Source organism: Asaia bogorensis NBRC 16594 (genome assembly GCF_001547995.1).
GTDB lineage: Bacteria > Pseudomonadota > Alphaproteobacteria > Acetobacterales > Acetobacteraceae > Asaia > Asaia bogorensis.
Genome location: NZ_AP014690.1, coordinates 1,618,547 through 1,635,842, shown reverse-complemented (window position 1 = coordinate 1,635,842; position 17,296 = coordinate 1,618,547). Strand labels below are relative to the sequence as shown.

General features: G+C 59.3%; 18 protein-coding genes. 4 read left to right on the top strand and 14 right to left on the bottom strand.

Going from position 1 to position 17,296, the window contains the following annotated elements; translation table 11 throughout:
* Positions 1-89: 89 nt before the first annotated feature.
* From Asbog_RS07210 to Asbog_RS07175, 7 genes are all read right to left on the bottom strand, one after another.
* The gene (locus Asbog_RS07210) at positions 90-1,487 is read right to left on the bottom strand and encodes an aldehyde dehydrogenase family protein (RefSeq protein ID WP_083510770.1); all 1,398 of its coding nucleotides are present in this window, start codon (positions 1,485-1,487) and stop codon (positions 90-92) included.
* Positions 1,488-2,020: 533 nt separating this feature from the next.
* Positions 2,021-3,193 carry an iron-dependent methanol dehydrogenase gene (gene mdh, locus Asbog_RS07200; protein WP_062164609.1) on the bottom strand — a complete coding sequence of 391 codons (1,173 nt, stop codon included), beginning with the start codon at positions 3,191-3,193 and terminating at the stop codon, positions 2,021-2,023.
* Between the two features lie 474 nt (positions 3,194-3,667).
* Complete coding sequence (locus Asbog_RS07195; protein ID WP_062164608.1) at positions 3,668-4,690, bottom strand: isocitrate/isopropylmalate dehydrogenase family protein; 1,023 nt, start codon at positions 4,688-4,690, stop codon at positions 3,668-3,670.
* A gap of 16 nt (positions 4,691-4,706) precedes the next feature.
* Positions 4,707-6,476, bottom strand: coding sequence for an aminopeptidase P family protein (locus Asbog_RS07190; protein ID WP_062164607.1), 1,770 nt, complete (start codon positions 6,474-6,476; stop codon positions 4,707-4,709).
* A 69-nt stretch (positions 6,477-6,545) separates the two neighbouring features.
* Positions 6,546-7,112: a GNAT family N-acetyltransferase gene (locus Asbog_RS07185; RefSeq protein ID WP_083510769.1), complete on the bottom strand. Its 567-nt coding sequence runs from the start codon at positions 7,110-7,112 to the stop codon at positions 6,546-6,548.
* Complete coding sequence (locus Asbog_RS07180; protein ID WP_062164606.1) at positions 7,105-8,001, bottom strand: 50S ribosomal protein L11 methyltransferase; 897 nt, start codon at positions 7,999-8,001, stop codon at positions 7,105-7,107. The genes Asbog_RS07185 and Asbog_RS07180 overlap by 8 nt, the downstream gene beginning before the upstream one ends.
* On the bottom strand, positions 7,998-10,226 hold the full coding sequence (locus Asbog_RS07175) for an ATP-dependent helicase (RefSeq protein ID WP_062164605.1): 2,229 nt from the start codon (positions 10,224-10,226) through the stop codon (positions 7,998-8,000). Before Asbog_RS07175 ends, Asbog_RS07180 begins: the two co-directional genes overlap by 4 nt.
* Positions 10,227-10,253: 27 nt before the next feature.
* On the opposite strand from Asbog_RS07175, the gene Asbog_RS07170 reads away from it, so the two are divergent.
* Entirely contained in the window at positions 10,254-10,952 is a 699-nt protein-coding gene (locus tag Asbog_RS07170) for a JAB domain-containing protein (RefSeq protein WP_062164604.1), read from the top strand.
* 26 nt (positions 10,953-10,978) lie between these two features.
* Here Asbog_RS07170 and Asbog_RS07165 read toward each other — a convergent pair whose 3' ends face one another.
* Positions 10,979-11,674 carry an HAD hydrolase-like protein gene (locus Asbog_RS07165; protein WP_062164603.1) on the bottom strand — a complete coding sequence of 232 codons (696 nt, stop codon included), beginning with the start codon at positions 11,672-11,674 and terminating at the stop codon, positions 10,979-10,981.
* A 26-nt stretch (positions 11,675-11,700) separates the two neighbouring features.
* Here Asbog_RS07165 and radC point away from each other — a divergent pair, with 26 nt between their 5' ends.
* Entirely contained in the window at positions 11,701-12,456 is a 756-nt protein-coding gene (gene radC / locus Asbog_RS07160) for a RadC family protein (protein ID WP_343206275.1), read from the top strand.
* On the opposite strand, the gene Asbog_RS07155 is transcribed toward radC, so the two are convergent.
* The 6 genes from Asbog_RS07155 to rpmE form a co-directional block, all read right to left on the bottom strand.
* On the bottom strand, positions 12,457-13,614 hold the full coding sequence (locus Asbog_RS07155) for a 5-(carboxyamino)imidazole ribonucleotide synthase (protein WP_062164601.1): 1,158 nt from the start codon (positions 13,612-13,614) through the stop codon (positions 12,457-12,459). It lies immediately after the preceding gene.
* Positions 13,611-14,138 carry a 5-(carboxyamino)imidazole ribonucleotide mutase gene (gene purE, locus Asbog_RS07150; protein WP_083510768.1) on the bottom strand — a complete coding sequence of 176 codons (528 nt, stop codon included), beginning with the start codon at positions 14,136-14,138 and terminating at the stop codon, positions 13,611-13,613. Before purE ends, Asbog_RS07155 begins: the two co-directional genes overlap by 4 nt.
* Positions 14,139-14,339 carry a DUF465 domain-containing protein gene (locus Asbog_RS07145; protein ID WP_023978056.1) on the bottom strand — a complete coding sequence of 67 codons (201 nt, stop codon included), beginning with the start codon at positions 14,337-14,339 and terminating at the stop codon, positions 14,139-14,141.
* 76 nt (positions 14,340-14,415) lie between these two features.
* Complete coding sequence (locus Asbog_RS07140; protein WP_062164600.1) at positions 14,416-15,000, bottom strand: DUF1013 domain-containing protein; 585 nt, start codon at positions 14,998-15,000, stop codon at positions 14,416-14,418.
* Between the two features lie 237 nt (positions 15,001-15,237).
* Positions 15,238-15,735 (bottom strand): Hsp20 family protein, encoded by a 498-nt coding sequence (locus Asbog_RS07135; protein ID WP_083510767.1) that lies wholly within the window; start codon positions 15,733-15,735, stop codon positions 15,238-15,240.
* A 158-nt stretch (positions 15,736-15,893) separates the two neighbouring features.
* Entirely contained in the window at positions 15,894-16,127 is a 234-nt protein-coding gene (gene rpmE / locus Asbog_RS07130) for a 50S ribosomal protein L31 (protein WP_023978053.1), read from the bottom strand.
* A gap of 250 nt (positions 16,128-16,377) precedes the next feature.
* Here rpmE and mscL point away from each other — a divergent pair, with 250 nt between their 5' ends.
* Together mscL and Asbog_RS07120 are read left to right on the top strand one after the other, a co-directional pair.
* The gene (gene mscL / locus Asbog_RS07125; protein ID WP_023978052.1) at positions 16,378-16,836 is read left to right on the top strand and encodes a large-conductance mechanosensitive channel protein MscL; all 459 of its coding nucleotides are present in this window, start codon (positions 16,378-16,380) and stop codon (positions 16,834-16,836) included.
* Between the two features lie 69 nt (positions 16,837-16,905).
* Entirely contained in the window at positions 16,906-17,277 is a 372-nt protein-coding gene (locus tag Asbog_RS07120) for a hypothetical protein (RefSeq protein WP_146926655.1), read from the top strand.
* Positions 17,278-17,296 lie beyond the last annotated feature (19 nt).

The window sequence follows — 17,296 nt, the reverse complement described above, 5'->3', positions numbered from 1 at the left end:
TTGTCCGCCTGCGGCGCGTCGCCCGAGCAGATGCCTCAGGCCTCTTCATCAACGGACCGTGATCGATCAGGTTTCGTCGTTAACGATCTTTATCTGCCATGCCATTGGCGAAGCCGCGGCAACAGGTGAAAGGCACCCCGTTTGCGTGTCGAAATGCTGACCGGTCGGGTGAGCGCCAGCAGGCCCTCGCGCCCGCGGGTGACACCAAAACCGCTCCTCCGTGCCCCGCCAAACGGCAGCCGGGGATCCGCGCTCGGAACGATGATGTCATTGATGGTAATCGTTCCAGCCGGAATGCGCCTCGCGATTGCCAGAGCCTCGTGTTCATGACCAAAAATGCTGGCGCCGAGGGCGTGTGTAGCCGCACCTTCAAGGCAGATCGCTTCCTCAACTGAGTGCGTCGTGATCACTGCAAACCAGGGTGCGAACAGATCGATATCAGCAAGTCTCGCCTGACTGGCGTTCAGGAAAACGACCTGTGTCTTGCCATAGACGACAACCTCGCCCCCGGCGGATTTTGCCGAGCAGAGAAATTGCGCAAGCTTTGATGAAGGATCTGGCGCGGAGTTATCCCCTTCACCGCCGAACACGCGGTACAGTTCACGCTGTAAGGGGCGTTTCTGCGCCTCGCTGATGAACACCCTGCGGGGTGCGATGCACGTATGCCCGTCCTTGAGTCTCTGCCCGAAATGCAGCGCTCGTGCCACGAGGGCAAGATCTGCATCGGGCAGGACGAAGACAGGGTCTGCCCCGGATAGCTCCATGATGGTGGGCGTCAGGGTCTCCGCCGCTGCAAGCGCAACCTTGCGGCCTGTTTCAGCTGAGCCGGTGAGGATGATCAGGTCGTAGCCACTCGAGACTGCCTGTGGCCCGCTATCCTCACCGATCAGCTGTACGATCCCTTTTGGCAAACCTGCCTGCTCGAGGAGTACTAAGAAACGGTGGAGGACTGCGGTCCGGCCGGGTGCCGGTTTCAGCGCGACGCTGTTGCCTGCCACCAGCGCCTGTAACGTCTGTATTCCTGCGAGCATGAGCGGGTAATTGCCGGGGGCCAGGATGAGGACCGCCCCCAGTGGCTTGCGCACGACAGACGTCTTCACGCCTTGCAGCCAAAGCGGGCGACCCAACCAGCCAAGCCGCGTCTCCTTGAGCAGAGATGACGCCTCACGGCAGAGGAAACGCGACGCGGCCATGAGCGGGAGGATCTCGGCTGTCATGACATCGAGCGAGGCATGATCGGCAATCAAACGGATTAGGCTAGGCGCGTTCACAAGCATCAACCTGTTGAAACGACTTAACACCCTCAATCGCGCGCGCAGGGGTACCGCTGCCCATCGGGGCTGCATCGCCTTGAGGTCCCGGCAAACCTCCTGCGACGACGTTGCGCTCGATTTGTCCTCGCATTCATCGTGCAAGGAGGCGGAGGCCTCGAGACTCTCAGCCGGGCTGTGAGAATTGCGCGTAAAGGAGGTCGTGATGTCGCTCATGAAGGGTTCCGCTCATATCTCGAGTGCTAACCCCTCTTGATCGCCGCAGGTTCCCTGACCCAGTCTGTGCATCTTCACATCGGGGCCTGAGACACATCCCACCACCCCCAACAGGAAAACCATTGAGCGGAGGCAGATTGAAGCATCAGTGATGCCGGTAATCGGAGGCGTCCCTCTGATCCTGAGCTGACAGCTGTCATGCGCTCGCATTGCTTGGATCCCGCGTTTGAAGGGCAGCGCCCGCTCGGCGCGCTGCATGGCGGCTGACGCCTTGCCCGGAAGATACATGCTATGCGGAGCATCATGATGCTGGCTGGAAGGCGCATTCGATGCGCGCTGGTAGGAACGGAGATAAGCGCGCCTGCTGGCTCGTCCCGTTGGGAGGGCGAGCCCAAGGCGGGTCCCTCTGGCTTCTCCGGATCAGGAACCGGAGGCGAGGGGCGACCTGTTCCCATGCCGCGTCAGACTCTCCGGCTCTTTACCTGAGCAACCGGAAGATGCCGCCTAGACCAGCATCTTCCGTTCAGGAACTTTCACATCGCGGCTTCAAACACGCCAATGATCTGGGCAAGGGTCGCCTTGCGCGGATTGGTGAACATGCAGGCATCTTTCTGCGCGTTCTCCGCCATCGTCTTGTGGTCTCCCGCCTTGACGCCGAGCGCGGTGAGACCCGACGGGATACCGACAGAGCGGGCCATCTGGGTGATGGCGTCGATTGCAGCCTCAGCCGCCTCATCGCGGCTCATGAGATCGGTCGGTACCCCAAGCAGGCGGCCAACGCGAGCATACCGATCGGCCGCGGCGATGAGGTTGAAGCGACAGACGTGAGGCAACAGCACAGCGTTACAGACGCCATGCGGTAGGTTGTAAAAACCGCCCAGCTGATGCGCCATGGCATGCACATAACCCAGCGAGGCATTGTTGAATGCCATGCCGGCCAGATACTGCGCGTAACACATGGCAACGCGCGCTTCCATGTTCTCACCATTGCCCACTGCCTTGGGCAGGAATTCGCCAATCAGGCTGATGGCCTTTTCAGCGCAAGCATCGGTGATGGGCGTTGCTGCGGTTGAAACATAGGCCTCGATAGCATGGGTGAGCGCATCCATGCCGGTGGCAGCTGTCAGGGCAGGCGGCATGGCTACCATCAGGTTCGGATCGTCAATTGCGATCAGCGGTGTGCAACGCCAATCGACGATCGCCATTTTCACATGGGTCTGGGAATTGGTGATGATGCAGAACCGCGTCATCTCAGACGCTGTGCCGGCCGTGGTGTTGATTGCGATGAGCGGCGTCATCGGAACCTTGGATTTGTCCACGCCTTCGTAGTCGCGAATATTACCACCGCCCGCTGTGACCAGGCCAATGCCCTTGGCGCAATCATGGGCCGAACCGCCGCCGAGTGAAACGATGAAGTCGCAGCCATTATCCTGATAGATCTTGACGCCGTCATGCACGTTTTTGTCGGTCGGATTGGGCTCTGCACCGTCAAAAATGACAGTCTGCAAACCATCCTCGAGCAGGTATCCCGAAATGATGTCCGCCACGCCCATCTTCTTCAGGCCAGCATCGGTGACAATCAGGGCCTTTCTGGCACCAAGCGCCTTCGCCCGGTCCCCGGCCTGCTTGGCGCAGCCGGGACCAATGAGGGTCACGCAGGGAATGAAGAAGCTGTCGGTATGATCGGCAAGGGCAATATGCGCCATGTTTCTGATCCTTGTGCCAGAGACGTTCGTATTGACTGGATTTGATCCCGCATAAGCGGTTTTATCCGGCTCTTCTTACACAACGTTCCAATAGATTTATGGCTTCATCAATATAGGATCAATAAAACTCGATTATGAAGTCAATAAATTACAAATAGTACTAAGATGGTATAGAATTATCTGTCTGTTATGTTCTGGCCATACCATTGCGTGATGGCAGACAGGCTGAAGGTCGAACCACAAGGTACGGGAAGCACGGTTAGTTCGGGCAGGGGCGGAAGGCCCTGCGAACAGAGTGGATACGCCTGTAAGCATGAGCAGCCAGCTTGGGCTGGTGCGCATAGTGCAATCTCAATCAGCTAAGGAGATGCGCTTTCGATTCCCCCTATGCGCAGAGGCATCATGAGGGCGTGAGGTGTAGGCACAGCTCAACGCCGCGCCCACCCTGATCTGCAAAACAGCAGAAATGACAGCTCAGAGAGCCGCCAGAAGTGCCTTTGTCAGCTCGGCCGTGCCTGTCTCGCCACCCAGATCACGCGTGCGCACGCCATCAATGCGAATAACACGGTCGATAGCCTGATCCACGCGTGTAGAAAGGTCCTGACGACCGACATAAGCAAGCATCATGCTGGCAGCCATAAGCATTGCTAGCGGGTTGGCAACGCCCTTGCCGGCGATATCGGGGGCGGAGCCATGCACCGCCTCGAAGATTGCAGCATCCGGGCCGATATTGGCACCGGGTGCCATGCCGAGACCACCGACAAGACCGGCAGTGAGATCAGAGAGAATGTCGCCAAACAAATTCGTCGTGACGATCACGTCGTACTGCCAGGGATCGGTGACGAGCTGCATGGCGCAGGCATCAACGATGCGCTCCTCAACAGCGACACGACCTTCATATTCCTTGGCGACCTTGCGACCTTCCTCAAGGAAAATCCCACTGAAGATCTTGAGGATATTGGCCTTGTGGACCAGCGTAACCTTCTTGCGGCCATTGGCCACCGCATAATCGAACGCAAAACGCACAATGCGCGCACATTCTGCGCGCGAGTTGAAACCAGCGCCATAGGCCAGACCCTTCGGGTCGTCACCGACGGGCAGATAATGCTCCATCGCAGCATAGAGCCCTTCGATGTTCTCGCGCACAACCACGAGATCCACCTTGTCGAAGCGCCCGCCTGGAACAACCGTACGTGTCGGGCGCAGGTTGGCATAGAGGCCAAATTCCTGACGCATCGTTACATTGACGGATTTGAAACCCGCACCAACCGGCGTGGTGAGCGGCCCCTTGAGAGCAAGGCCGGTCTTGCGAATACTGTCGAGGGTCGGCTGTGGCAGCGGGGCGCCGAACTTCTCAATGGCGCCAAGCCCGCCGGATTGGTGGTCCCATTCGAACGGGGCACCGACCTTGGACAGGATTTCGACAACAGAGGCGGTGATTTCCGGCCCGATACCATCACCTTCGATAAGGGTCGCGGGGATCATGTGATCAGCCATTCTGTCTTTCCTTTGTTCAGTTCGTGATTGGCGCGCAGGCGTCAACAAGCCAGCTCCGGTCGTCCTCGTCCAGAAGCGGGCCGATATGGGCGAGCGTATCCTGATGATAGGTATTCAGCCAGCGCAGCTCTTCCGGTTCCAGTAACGATGCCATGATCAGACGCCGATCGAACGGCGCAAAGCCAAGTACCTCGAACTCGAGGAAGGGGGCCTGGCTTGTGACTGATGCAGGCTTGACGAGAAGCAGATTTTCCAGCCGGATACCGTAGGAACCGGGCAGGTAATAGCCTGGCTCGTCGGAGACGATCATGCCTTCTTCCAGCGCCACAGGGCGGGCAACAGAGCTTATATTCTGAGGCCCTTCATGGACGGAGAGGTAGCTGCCGATGCCATGCCCTGTACCGTGGTCATAATCGAGCCCGGCCTGCCACAGCGCATAGCGTGCCAGAGAGTCGAGCCTATGCCCCGTCGTACCCTGAGGGAAGCGGGCGCGGGCGAGAAGGATGTTACCCTTGAGCACGCGGGTAAAGGCCTCGCACAACGCTGCGGGGGGCGCATCGGGGCCATTCCAGATCGTGCGTGTCACGTCTGTGGTGCCTGCATCATATTGGCCCCCGCTGTCGATCAGATAGACCTGATTGGGCTGCAGGATCAGATCCTGACCGGGCAGGGCGCGATAATGCGGCAGGGCAGCATTGGGGCCGACAGCCGAAATCGCCGGGAAGCTTTCCCCATGATAGCTCTCTGAAGCACCGCGAAACCCGTTGAGGATTTCGGCGAGCATGGTTTCACGCAGCCCCGTGCCTTCGCGGGAGACGAAGTGGAGGAAGCGGCAAAGCGCGGCCGAATCGGACAGATGCACCTTGCGCGCGCCTTCCTGCTCGGTAGCGTTTTTGCACGCACGGGGCAGGGCACAGAGATCGTTGCCACGCGCCAGCGTTGCTCCTGCGTCAGCCAGTGTCTGGATGAACCAGAGCGATGTCTGGGCCGGATCGAAGCGGACGATTTGACCGGAAAGCGCCTTCAGACGGTCCTGAAGCTCCTCGGGGGGCAGGACGGATACATTGCGGAAAGAGATGGCCGCATCCGGGCTGACGCGGCTGATATCAACGAACACTTCCAAGGAGGCATCCTGATGCAGGATGCCGAAGGCGAGAATGACCGGCGTATTGGGAACGTCATCTCCGCGGATATTCAACAGCCAGGCGAGCGATGTCGGATCACAGACCAGCATGGCTTCCTGGCCTGCCTTGCGCAGCGCGCCGCCAATCTTGCGGCGTTTGGACAGGCTGCCTTCGCCGCTGAAGGCCTCTGGGTGGTATTGCACGGCGCTCTCGGGCGGCGCTGGTTGATCGGCCCAGACGGCATCGACCGGATTGCGATCAAGCGCAACAAAGCTGTAATCGGCTGAGGTCAGGGCATTGAGTTGTGCCTCACCCACCAGTTTGGGGTCATACCCGATTTTGAGACCCCGCGCATTGTGGGCGAGCCACTCCGCCGCTGGCTGTTTTGTCAGATGCAGCCGCTCCCATTGCGTCCCATCGACCTGGTCCTGCAACTGGCTGGTATAGCGGCCGTCGGAAAACACTGCTGCGGTCTCGCGCAGGATGATGGCAAGTCCTGCACTGCCTGTAAATCCGGTCAGCCAGGCCAGCCGCTCGGCGCAAGGGGCCACATATTCACCCAGAAATTCGTCCCCACGCGGCAGCAGAAAGCCATCCACCCCGCTTGCATCGAGTTCATGCCGGACAAGTGCCTGACGTTTGTCGAGAGGGATGAGACTCATGGCGTTTTCTTTCATCTCGGGCCTGTAAGCAGGGCATTGCGGGACGTTTGTAACGGAGTTCCGGCGTGCTTAGGCCGGGTGAGGCGGGCTCGTGTCGCTATCGGGCGATGGCGTGTCCTGCATCAGTCCTGAATGCCCATCTTTGTCGAAAAGACGATACATGAAGACCAGATCCAGCCAGCGACCAAACTTGAAACCCATTTGGGGGAGGGGCGTGCTCTCGCTGAATCCTGCTGCGCGATGAAGCGCGATCGAAGCGGTATTGCTGGCAGTAATGGCCCCGATCAGCACATGCATCCCGGCGTGTTCTGCGTGAGTGGTTATGGCCTCAAGCAGCATGCGGCCAATACCTTTGCGCTGCGCTGCACGTGCCACATAAATGGAATGCTCCACCGTGCGGGCATAGCCTTCATAGACGCGAAACGGCCCGTAGGAGGCGAAGCCGAGGATGGTCCCGTCTTCCACAGCCACGATAACCGGAAAGCCGGCAGCCTTGCGATCGGCCATCCAGCCGCGTCGCTCTTCCAGGCTGCGCGGTGACGTTGCCCATATCGCCTCGGAAGTCGCAATCGCATCATTGGTGATGGCGAGAATGGCAGGCAGGTCGTTTTCGGTTGCGTCGCGAAGTTCAGTCACGGCGGCGCAGAACCAGCGTGGACCACTCGCCTTCGTAATACTGCTTCTCAAGCACAAGTCCCTGGCGCCTGTGCGCGGCCAGCACCATACGGGCCTGGGTCGTCAACAGGCCGGCAAGAATGACCGTGCCCCCCGGGGCAAGATGGCTACCGAGATCACGCGCCATCTTGCAGAGCGGGCGTGCCAAGATATTGGCAAAGACGAGATCGTAAGGGGCCTTGGCACGAACCGCCGGTGTCAGCCAGCCATTGCCCAAGCGAGCATCGATCAACGGGCCAATGCCATTGAGCTTTGCGTTGCTTGCGGCCACTCGAACCGACCAGGGCTCGATATCCACGGCAAGGATACGCTTGTTGAAAAGACGTGCCGCCGCCATGGCCAGAATGCCCGACCCGCAGCCCATATCGAGGATACGGGCCGGTTTGCGCCAGGCCATGTCTTCGAGTGCTCGCAGGCAGCCACGGGTGGAACCATGCTCGCCTGACCCAAATGCGATACCCGCATCCAGCGTGATGGTCAGACGGTCACGCTTGTGGCTGGGGGTGAGGTGGGTACCCCGAATGGCGAAGCGCCGTCCGACATCCTGCTGCGGGAAGGCTTCATAGGTACGGGCAAGCCAGCCTTCTGCCTCGGTGCGCTCGCGCACAAGCTCGGCATCCACGCCGGTCATGAGGCGCGCCAATGTAAGGGCGCGGGCAAGCTCCTCTTCGGCATGGCCCACATCCTTCACGCCCTCGACGCGCCAGATGTTCTGGTCCTCATTGGCCTCGAAAATGCCAACCGTGGTGCAAACGGTCAGAAAGGCCTGTTCGAAAAGCGGCACGGCCTCATCAGCGACGGTGACGGAGATGGTTTCAAGCGCCGAAGCGTGTCGTCTGGATGCGCTCACGAGACCTGTTCCACAAAATGGGCCATAATGCGTTTTTCGCCTGCCTTCTCGAAGTTGATATGCAATCGGTCGGATTCGACACCGAGCACGGTGCCATAGCCGAATTTCTGATGGAACACGCGTGCGCCCGAGGCAATTCCGTGTGAGGCATCGGGGCGCACATCTGTCACGCGGGGGGCAGGTGTGCGGAAACGCCCTTGCGTGCTGCTCAACGGGCCCGATGCAAAAATGGAGGTCTGTGCGGCAGCCTGACGGCGCTCCTGCATGGCCTGTCCACTATGCTCGACCGTTTCCGCAGGAATCTCATCGATGAAGCGGCTGGGCATGGAGTCCTGCCAATTGGCATAGATGCGCCGACGGGCGGCATGAATGATGATCGCCCGTTTTCTGGCGCGGGTAATCCCGACATAAGCCAGCCTGCGTTCTTCCTCGAGGCTCTTGAGACCACCTTCATCGAGGCTGCGCTGTGAGGGAAACACCCCCTCCTCCCAGCCGGGAAGGAACACGGTGTCGAACTCTAGCCCCTTGGCCCCATGCAGGGTCATAAGGCTGACCGTGTCAGCACTCGCCTTGTCCTCGGTCTCGGTGACCAAAGCCACATGTTCCAGAAAGCCTTCGAGCGTGCCGAAATCACCGATGGCTCTAAGCAATTCCTTGATATTATCAAGCCGCCCTGGGGCTTCGGGTGATTTATCGTCGCGCCACATCGGCAGGTAGCCGCTTTCCTCCAGCAACTGCTCCATGGCAACCACATGGCCCTCGCTCTTACGGGTTTCGCGGGCGCGGGCAAAGGCCTCCATGAGGCCTGACAGGGCTTCGCGACCCTTGCCTTTCACCAGGCCGGTGTCGAGGGCATGAGCAACACCAACACTGAGCGGCGCATTCAGGCTGCGCGCCTCATGATGAAGCTTCTGCAACCCGGCAGCACCCACGCCGCGCTTTGGCACGTTGATGATCCGCTCAAAGGCAAGATCATCGGCGGGCTGGGCCAGAACACGCATATACGCCATGGCATCGCGTATTTCGGCGCGCTCATAGAACCGCAAACCACCGACCACGCGATAAGGCAGGCCAAGTGTCAGGAAACGTTCTTCAAAGGGGCGTGTCTGAAAGCCTGCTCGCATCAGAATGGCAATCTGGGAGAGGGGGTGCCCCTCACTGCGCAGCCGCTCGATGGCCCCGGCAGCGATACGGGCTTCCTCGTCCGAATCCCATGCGCTGATGATCTGCAGCTTCTCGCCCTGTGCGTCCTCGCGACCGGGCCGAAGCGTCTTGCCCAGACGGCCTGAGTTATGGGCGATCAGCCCTGAGGCCGCAGCAAGGATCTGGGCTGTTGAACGGTAGTTACGCTCGAGGCGTACGATCTTCGCGCCGGGGAAATCCTTTTCGAAGCGCAGGATGTTTTCCACCTCGGCACCACGCCATGAATAGATCGACTGATCGTCGTCCCCCACGCAGGCGATATTGGCCGGTCCGTGCTCGCGTTTGGCCAGCAGACGCAGCCATAGATACTGGATTGTATTGGTGTCCTGATACTCATCGACCAGAATATAGCGGAACAGCCGGTGATACTGGGCCAGAACGTCTGGCTGTGTGCGCAGGATCTCGAGCGTATGCAGCATGAGATCGCCAAAGTCACAGGCATTGACCGCCTTGAGCCGGTCCTGATAGGCGGCGTAAAGCTTGCGCGCCTGTCCTCCTGCAAAATCCGTATCCTCGGCGGTCGTCACCTGTTCGGGCGTCAAACCGCGATCTTTCCAGCGCTGAAAAATGCCTAGTAAAGCCTGAGGTGGCCAGCGTTTCGTATCGAGGCGGAACGGCTCCATGATCTGACGCACGAGCCGAAGCTGGTCGTCGGTATCAAGGATCGTAAAGCCAGTGGTCAGCCCGACATATTCAGCATGACGGCGCAGCATTCGCGCACACAGGGCATGGAATGTGCCCAGCCACAGCCCTTCTACAGTCTCACCCAGCAGGGCACCCACACGCTCGCGCATTTCACGGGCAGCCTTGTTGGTGAAGGTGACTGCCAGAATCTGGTACGGGCGCGCGCGGCCATCGAGCAGGATATGCGCAAAACGCGTGGTCAGAACGCGTGTCTTGCCCGTTCCCGCTCCAGCTAGGATCAGAAGCGGACCCTCGGTCGTCTCAATGGCCTCCCGTTGCTCGGGATTGAGGCGTTCGAGGTAGTCAGGCGAGGGGGATGGAATAAGGGATTGCGTCACCCGACCGATATAGAATGTAATGCTCTCATGGCCAAACGCTCATTTTCGCCTGAAAGCAAGAACCTGCTGCGCGGGGTGGGGCCGCAAGGGCATCGCGAGCGCATGCGACACCGCGTGCTGAGCGCAGGGGCTGACACATTGGCCGATTATGAAATTCTGGAGATGCTGCTTTTCAGCAGCATACCGCGACGCGATACCAAACCCCTTGCCAAGGCGCTCCTGCAGCGATTTGGAAGCCTCTCTGCCGTCTTTGCGGCTCCGGCGCAGGATTTGCGGTCGCTGGGTGTGAACGAGAAGGCGTTACTGCTTTTGCGTTTCCCCCCGGTACTCGCCGATCGGCTGGCTCTGGCAGAAGATCGCCTACGTCCCCGTCTCGGGAGCTGGGACCAGCTTTGTGCCTATCTTTCCGGGGTGATGGGGAGCGCTGTGCCCGAGCAATTCCGGTTGCTTTATCTTGATAATCGCAACCGGTTGCTGGCCGACGAACCGGTTGATGATTTTTCCACCACTGCGCCCATTTTCCGCAGGGCCCTGGCGCTTCAGGCTGTTTCCTTCATCGGTGTTCAGAAAACACTGACCACGTTTCATGCCGCAACGTCGCCCCTGCGTCACTTCGCAGAGCGCCTCAGTCTAGAGGCTGGCGCGCTTGCCATGATCGTTCATGATGTTGTGGTCGTATCGGAAAGGCGCCCTCCTTTGAGCCTCAGACAAAAAGGGTTTTTCTAGGCTATCCTGCGCCCCTCCCCGCATCATCAGAGGCGGGCAAGTGCCGTGAACTGGCCGTGCAGGGCAGGTGCGAGATCTCCGGGGGAAGCGACAAGAAGATCAGCCCCGGCTTCCGTCAATTCGGCCTCTCCGCCATAGCCCCAGAGCACGCCGAGAGCGCGCAGGCGATTGGCATGGGCGCCTGAAATATCGAATCTCCGGTCTCCAATCATGAGCGTCCGCGCCGATGATAGCCCCTCCTGCGCCATGATGCGGGCGATCATCTCGGGCTTTTCTCCGCCGCTGTCGTCATCGGCGGCGCCGTGGACACGATCGAAGCATTCGTCGAGACCATGCTGACGCAATATCTCGCGGGCGAGGGAGGCTGGTTTGGAGGTTGCCGTAAAGATTCTGACTGGCGAGCGCGCGAGTGTGCGCAGCAGATCCGCCATATGCGGGAAGACAGGCGTCTGGAACTTGCCCGACTTGTCATAGAGGGCGCGGTACAGGGCCACCGCCTTTTCTACCCTGTTGTCACCATAAACGCGGATGACCTCCTCCATCAGCTCGGCCAGAGGGGGGCCTACAACCCAGGTGAGATCAATCGACAGATCAGGCTCATGGCCGAGCGCCCGCACGACTCCATGAAGCGTGTCGATGATCCCGATGCGAGAGTCTATGATTGTGCCGTCAAGATCAAATAAAACAGAATGATCACTCGTATATTGGTCGAACTCTGACATACATCACTCGATTGATCTTGGCGGAGATGCCGTTGAAAGAAGTAATTTGCAAGCATAGCGGCATAGAGGCGAGACTGGGTCTGCAGCCATCCGACGCCGCGCAGGCTGTGTTCGGCTTAATGGAACTACCTCACATGGCCATGGCTGGCGGGCAAGGGCCCGTACTATCGGATGAGGCCCTACTGCGCCTTTTTTGTGAAGGCTCGGGTATTCCCGCCGGTGAACGCACCTCTTTCTGCGAGAACATGTTAATGCGATTTGGTTCACTCGCTGCCATGTTTTCATCGGAGCAGCGCACTCTCTCGGGTATTGTCTCGCTGGATCGCCCGCTTATCTGCACGATCGCTCTACTTCATGAGGCTGCCATACGGGTCAGCCGGGCACGTATGGGTGAGGGCGATATCCTTGCCAACCCGAGGTCAATGCTTGACTACCTGAAATCCCGCCTGACACGCGAGCCGATCGAGCAATTCCGTATCCTGTTCCTTGATGAGCGAAACCGCCTTCTGGCGGATGAGGCGCAGACACGAGGCACCGTAAACCACACACCTGTCTATCCGCGCGAGGTGGCGCGGCGGGCCATGGAAATCGGTGCCAGAAGCATTGTGCTCGTCCACAATCATCCGAGTGGTGACCCGACGCCATCCGATGCCGATATCGTCATGACGCGGGATACACAGAAGGCGGCTGCCCTGATTGATGTGCGCATTGCCGATCACATCATCATCGGCAATGGCAGCTATTCGAGCTTAAGGGAGCTTGGCTTGATAAAGGACCGCTGATCAGATTTCCTGCTCAGACACGGTCTTGATGCCGAGCGCCGCGTCAAGGCGCGCCGCAACACCGAACGGCCCCGGTAGCGCCCCGAGCGGGAAGAGGGCATTCACGTGGCCCATCTTGCGCCCTTCGCGGCACGCGCTCTTGCCGTAAAGATGCATGGCCAACCCAGCGCCGGCAAGAACCGCGTCACAAACTGCCATACCTTCCGGACCGATCAGGTTCTTCATGGCCGCATCACTATGGCGATACGGGTTGGGAAGGGGCAGGCCAGCGACTGCGCGGATGTGCATCTCGAACTGATCGATCAGACAGGCATCCATCGTCCAATGGCCTGAATTATGCGGCCGGGGCGCAATTTCGTTGACCAGAAGCTCTCCCTTGGCCGAGACAAACATCTCGACGCCCAGAATACCTACCAGATCGAGCGTCACTGCGATGCGGCGTGCCAGCGCCTCGGCCTGTTCGGCCAGAGCCACGGGAATACGTGCCGGTGCCAGACTGATATCGAGAATACCATCCTTGTGCTGGTTCTCTGTCACGGCAAAGCACGTGGTGGCACCGCTTGCGTTACGGGCGACCATCACGCTCAGCTCGCGCTCGAAATCCACAAACCCCTCGGCAATGAGCGGGAAGGGCAGATCGTGATCAAGCGCATCGAGCGCGGCCTGATCAGCGATCCGGAACTGACCCTTGCCATCATAGCCAAACCGCGTGGTCTTAAGCAGGAAAGGGAATCCCAGCGCGGTAACCGCACGCTCAAGTGAGGTCGCGTTCGGGACTGAAATCCAAGGCGCTACCGGGATATCATTGTCGCTCAGGAAGGTCTTCTCGAGGATACGATCTTGGCTGATAGCGAGAACGGATCCTGCCGGATGCACCGGGCAGAGCGAGGAGAGCAGGTCCAGACCAGTTGCAGAGATGTTTTCGAATTCGAAGGTGATGACATCGACGCTCTGAGCAAAGTCCCTCAGAACAGCTTCATCGTCATAAGCCCCTACGGTCACGCGCTGTGCCGTTTCCTGCGCTGGCGGATCAGCCTCGGCGCTCAGGATATGCACGTGATAGCCCAGACGGGAGGCTGCAACCGCAGACATCCGTCCAAGCTGACCGCCACCGATGATGCCGATTGTCGATCCCGGAGGGAGCGCTGTAACCGTCATGCTTCAGGGGTATCGGCTACAGAGGCAGTCTGCATGGCGCGCCATGTGTCCAGACGTGCCCTGACGCCTTCATCCTGCAGGGACAGGATAGACGCAGCAAGCAGCGCTGCATTGATGGCGCCAGCCTTGCCAATGGCGAGCGTACCAACCGGCACGCCGCCCGGCATCTGGACGATCGACAAGAGGGAGTCCATGCCCTTCAGGGCGTGGGATTCGACAGGCACGCCCAGAACCGGAAGTGTGGTCCAGGCCGAAACCATTCCAGGCAGATGGGCTGCACCGCCAGCCCCAGCGATGATGACCTGAAGACCACGCCCCCGGGCGCTACGGGCGTATTCAGCCAGCCTGTCAGGGGTGCGATGGGCGGAAACAATGCGCGTTTCGAAGCTGATATCGAGCTCTGTCAGCTTCTCGGCGGCAAAATTCATGGTCGACCAGTCCGACTGGCTTCCCATGATGATACCAACGCGAGGCATCTGGGCCAGATCGGTTGTCTGGCTGTATAGATCGAGGTCTTCGCTCATTCAGGCAATATCATCCGGTATAAGGCGGTTCTCGATAAAGTTGATTTCGTCCTTCAGAAGCAGCTTGCGCTTTTTGAGGCGCTGAAGCTGCAACTGATTGAGCGGATGCTGGACGAGACGATCGATCACCGTATCGAGGTCGCGATGCTCGCTGCGCAGTTCATGCAGACGGCGGAGCATGACTTCATGATCAACGAGCATCAGGTTCTTTCCGCTTTCATTTCAGCCACTACCCGCGAAATCCTACAACAGGGTTAATGGCCGGCGCTATCCCTACTTAGTTCTCTGTATCGTCAAACTCTGACATTTCTGCGACGACGGGCACAGAATGGCCTTCACGGGCGAGGCGCTCATTGGCGGCCTGCACCGCAGCGTTAAGGTCCGTCTGGCTGCACAGGCCCAGGATCACCGGATCGCGCGGCTTGATATTGGCGCTGTTCCAATGCTGGCGGTCACGAACCTTGGCAATGGTATCCTTGGTCGTGCCCAGCAACTTGATGATCTGAAGTTCCGAAAGCTGAGGGAACTGGCGCAGCACGAACGCGATGGCATCCGGGCGGTCATTGCGGCGCGCGATCGGGGTGTAGCGAGCGCCCTTGGCGCGACGGGCGACCGGGTTGGCCTTGGCGGAAAGCTTGAGGCGCAGGTCCGGGTTGCCTTCGCAACGGGTGATCTGTTCCTGCGTCAGCTGGTTGTTCTTGACCGGGTCATAGCCATTGATGCCCGCAGCAACCTCGCCATCAGCAATGGCCTGCACCTCGAGCGGATGCATGCCGCAAAAATCGGCAATCTGCGTGAAGGTGAGGGCGGTTTTGTCGATCAGCCATACTGCGGTGGCTTTCGGCATAAGCGGTAAGGTCATCTCGGTCCATCCTGCGTGAGGAGCATCGCTCCAGCAGGCACCGATTTGAATGTCCTTACCCGGCGTACCGGGGAGATCTGCGCGGCACCTGCTGGATGCATAGCAAAGTCTGCGCTGATATGGTCTGCGAGAGCGGCAGGGGTCAAGCCCCTGCGCGCATTATTGGTAAAAAACCCGGATGCCGCACGACCTTGCCGCTACGTCATCCCTTGTGTGGGGCGACGGGCCAGGCTGGCGTCAGGCCGCGTGGCTGACCGGCAGGGGGCCGGAGGTTGTTGTCATCCCGGAGGCTTTGGCGCTGTTCGAGGCTGGCGTACCCTGCGAGATCGGAATGCGGCGCGGCTTGAGCGCTTCGGGGGTGACTTGCCGCACAGAAACGGTCAGCAATCCATTCACCAGCTCTGCGCCACTGACCTCGATATGATCGGCGAGCGCAAAGCGCCGTTCGAATGCCCGGGTCGCAATGCCACGGTGGAGCAACTCGCCAGCTGTTGTCTTGCGGGGGACATGGCCCTTGATGATCAGCTGGTTCTCGGCAAGGTAAACCTCGACATCCTCAGGACCGAACCCGGCCAACGCCATGGTGACCTGATAAACATCTTCGGCTGATTTTTCTATGTTGTAGGGGGGATAGCTGGCATGGGCCGGCGCATTGGACACGGCATCATCAACCAGACGGGCAAGACGGTCAAAACCGATCGCCGAGCGGAAAAGTGGTGCGAAATCGTAAGACATGAAGAACCTCCTTCAAGGCAGATCCGATACTGCGCCTCCGCATAGGCCGGCACAGAAACATGAAGCATTGTCGCAACCCCGGATGGGCATTGTGACAGGCTTGATGTGGGATCGTTTCCGGGCGGGACAAGGCCCCGCCCGGGAAGGAGCGCCTGATATTACTTCTTGGCGGCGCGAGCGCCGATGCCGGCAAAACGCTTGTTGAACTTGGCCACCTGGCCTCCCGTGTCGAGCATACGCTGCACGCCGGTCCAGGCCGGGTGGGACTTCGGGTCAACGTCGAGACGCAGGGTGTCGCCAGCCTTGCCATAGCAGGACTGTGTCTTGAACTCGCTGCCATCAGTCATGATGATGGTGATCTCGTGATAATCGGGGTGAATGCCGGTCTTCATCTGTGCTGTCCTTGTTGCAATGCTCCGATGCCGACCGGAGCGGATGGCGGGGCTATAACGGAAAGAAACGGTCAGGGAAACGACAAAAACGCAGAAACTTCTGCGCCGCCATTGTTTTTTCTATCCGGCCTCAGGGTTTTATCCCACAATCTGGGGTGCTTGAGCATTTCAGACGCGGCAGATGCCCGCGTCACGAACCGAGCCTGAACACGCTTTCTACTGTCCCTTACCTGAAGGAAAAAAAGTCACGATGTCTGATCTACGTTCAAAGCTGCACACCCCCGGCTGGATCGCCGAATTCCAGAAGTTCATCATGCGTGGCAATGTCATCGACATGGCTGTCGGTATCATCGTCGGTGCAGCTTTCACGTCGATTGTCACCAGTCTCGTCAAGGATATCCTTACTCCCGGCATCGGACTGCTTACAGGTGGGATCGATTTCTCGAATATCTTCATCACGCTCAAGGGGCCGGTACTTCCCACCCTCGCCGAGGCCCAAAAGGCTGGAGCTGTCACGGTCAATGTGGGCGTATTCCTCAACGCCGTAATTCAGTTTTTGATCGTGGCCTTCGCCGTATTCTGGCTGATCAAGATCGTCTCCCGTTTCCAGCACAAGCAGGAAGCCGCGCCGGCAGCCCCGCCTGCGCCGACCAAGAGCGAGGTTCTGCTGACAGAGATCCGCGATCTGATCGCGAAGGATCCCAGATAAGCCAGTCTTTATCGCTCTGTCTTGACGCGCCCGCTTGGCGGGCGCTGTTTCGTGGCGCATGATCTGGTCATGCGCCATTTTCTTTCATCCGCAATTCTGGTTTCGGCCCTGTCTCTCACCGCTTGTGCCGGAGGCGCAGGCGACCAACTGATGCAGAGCCGCTCACCGAGCGTTCTGCTCACAAGCTATGCTATTGCGAATGGCATGGCAGAGCACGGCATGATCGTGCGCATCATGCAGCACAAGGCGACGAAAACCGATATCGCACGCCTGATCGCGATCGATCACAACACGTGGCAATTGATACGGCAGGCTGCGTTCTCGCCTACGGACGCCAATTTCAGACTCGCTGACGGTGGAATTATGCAGATTCTGGATTATGCCACCCCGGTGCCCCAGCCAGCCGTTGATGGTATAAAACCAGGGCTGGCGGCACCCTGACCGGATTCAGGCATCGGTC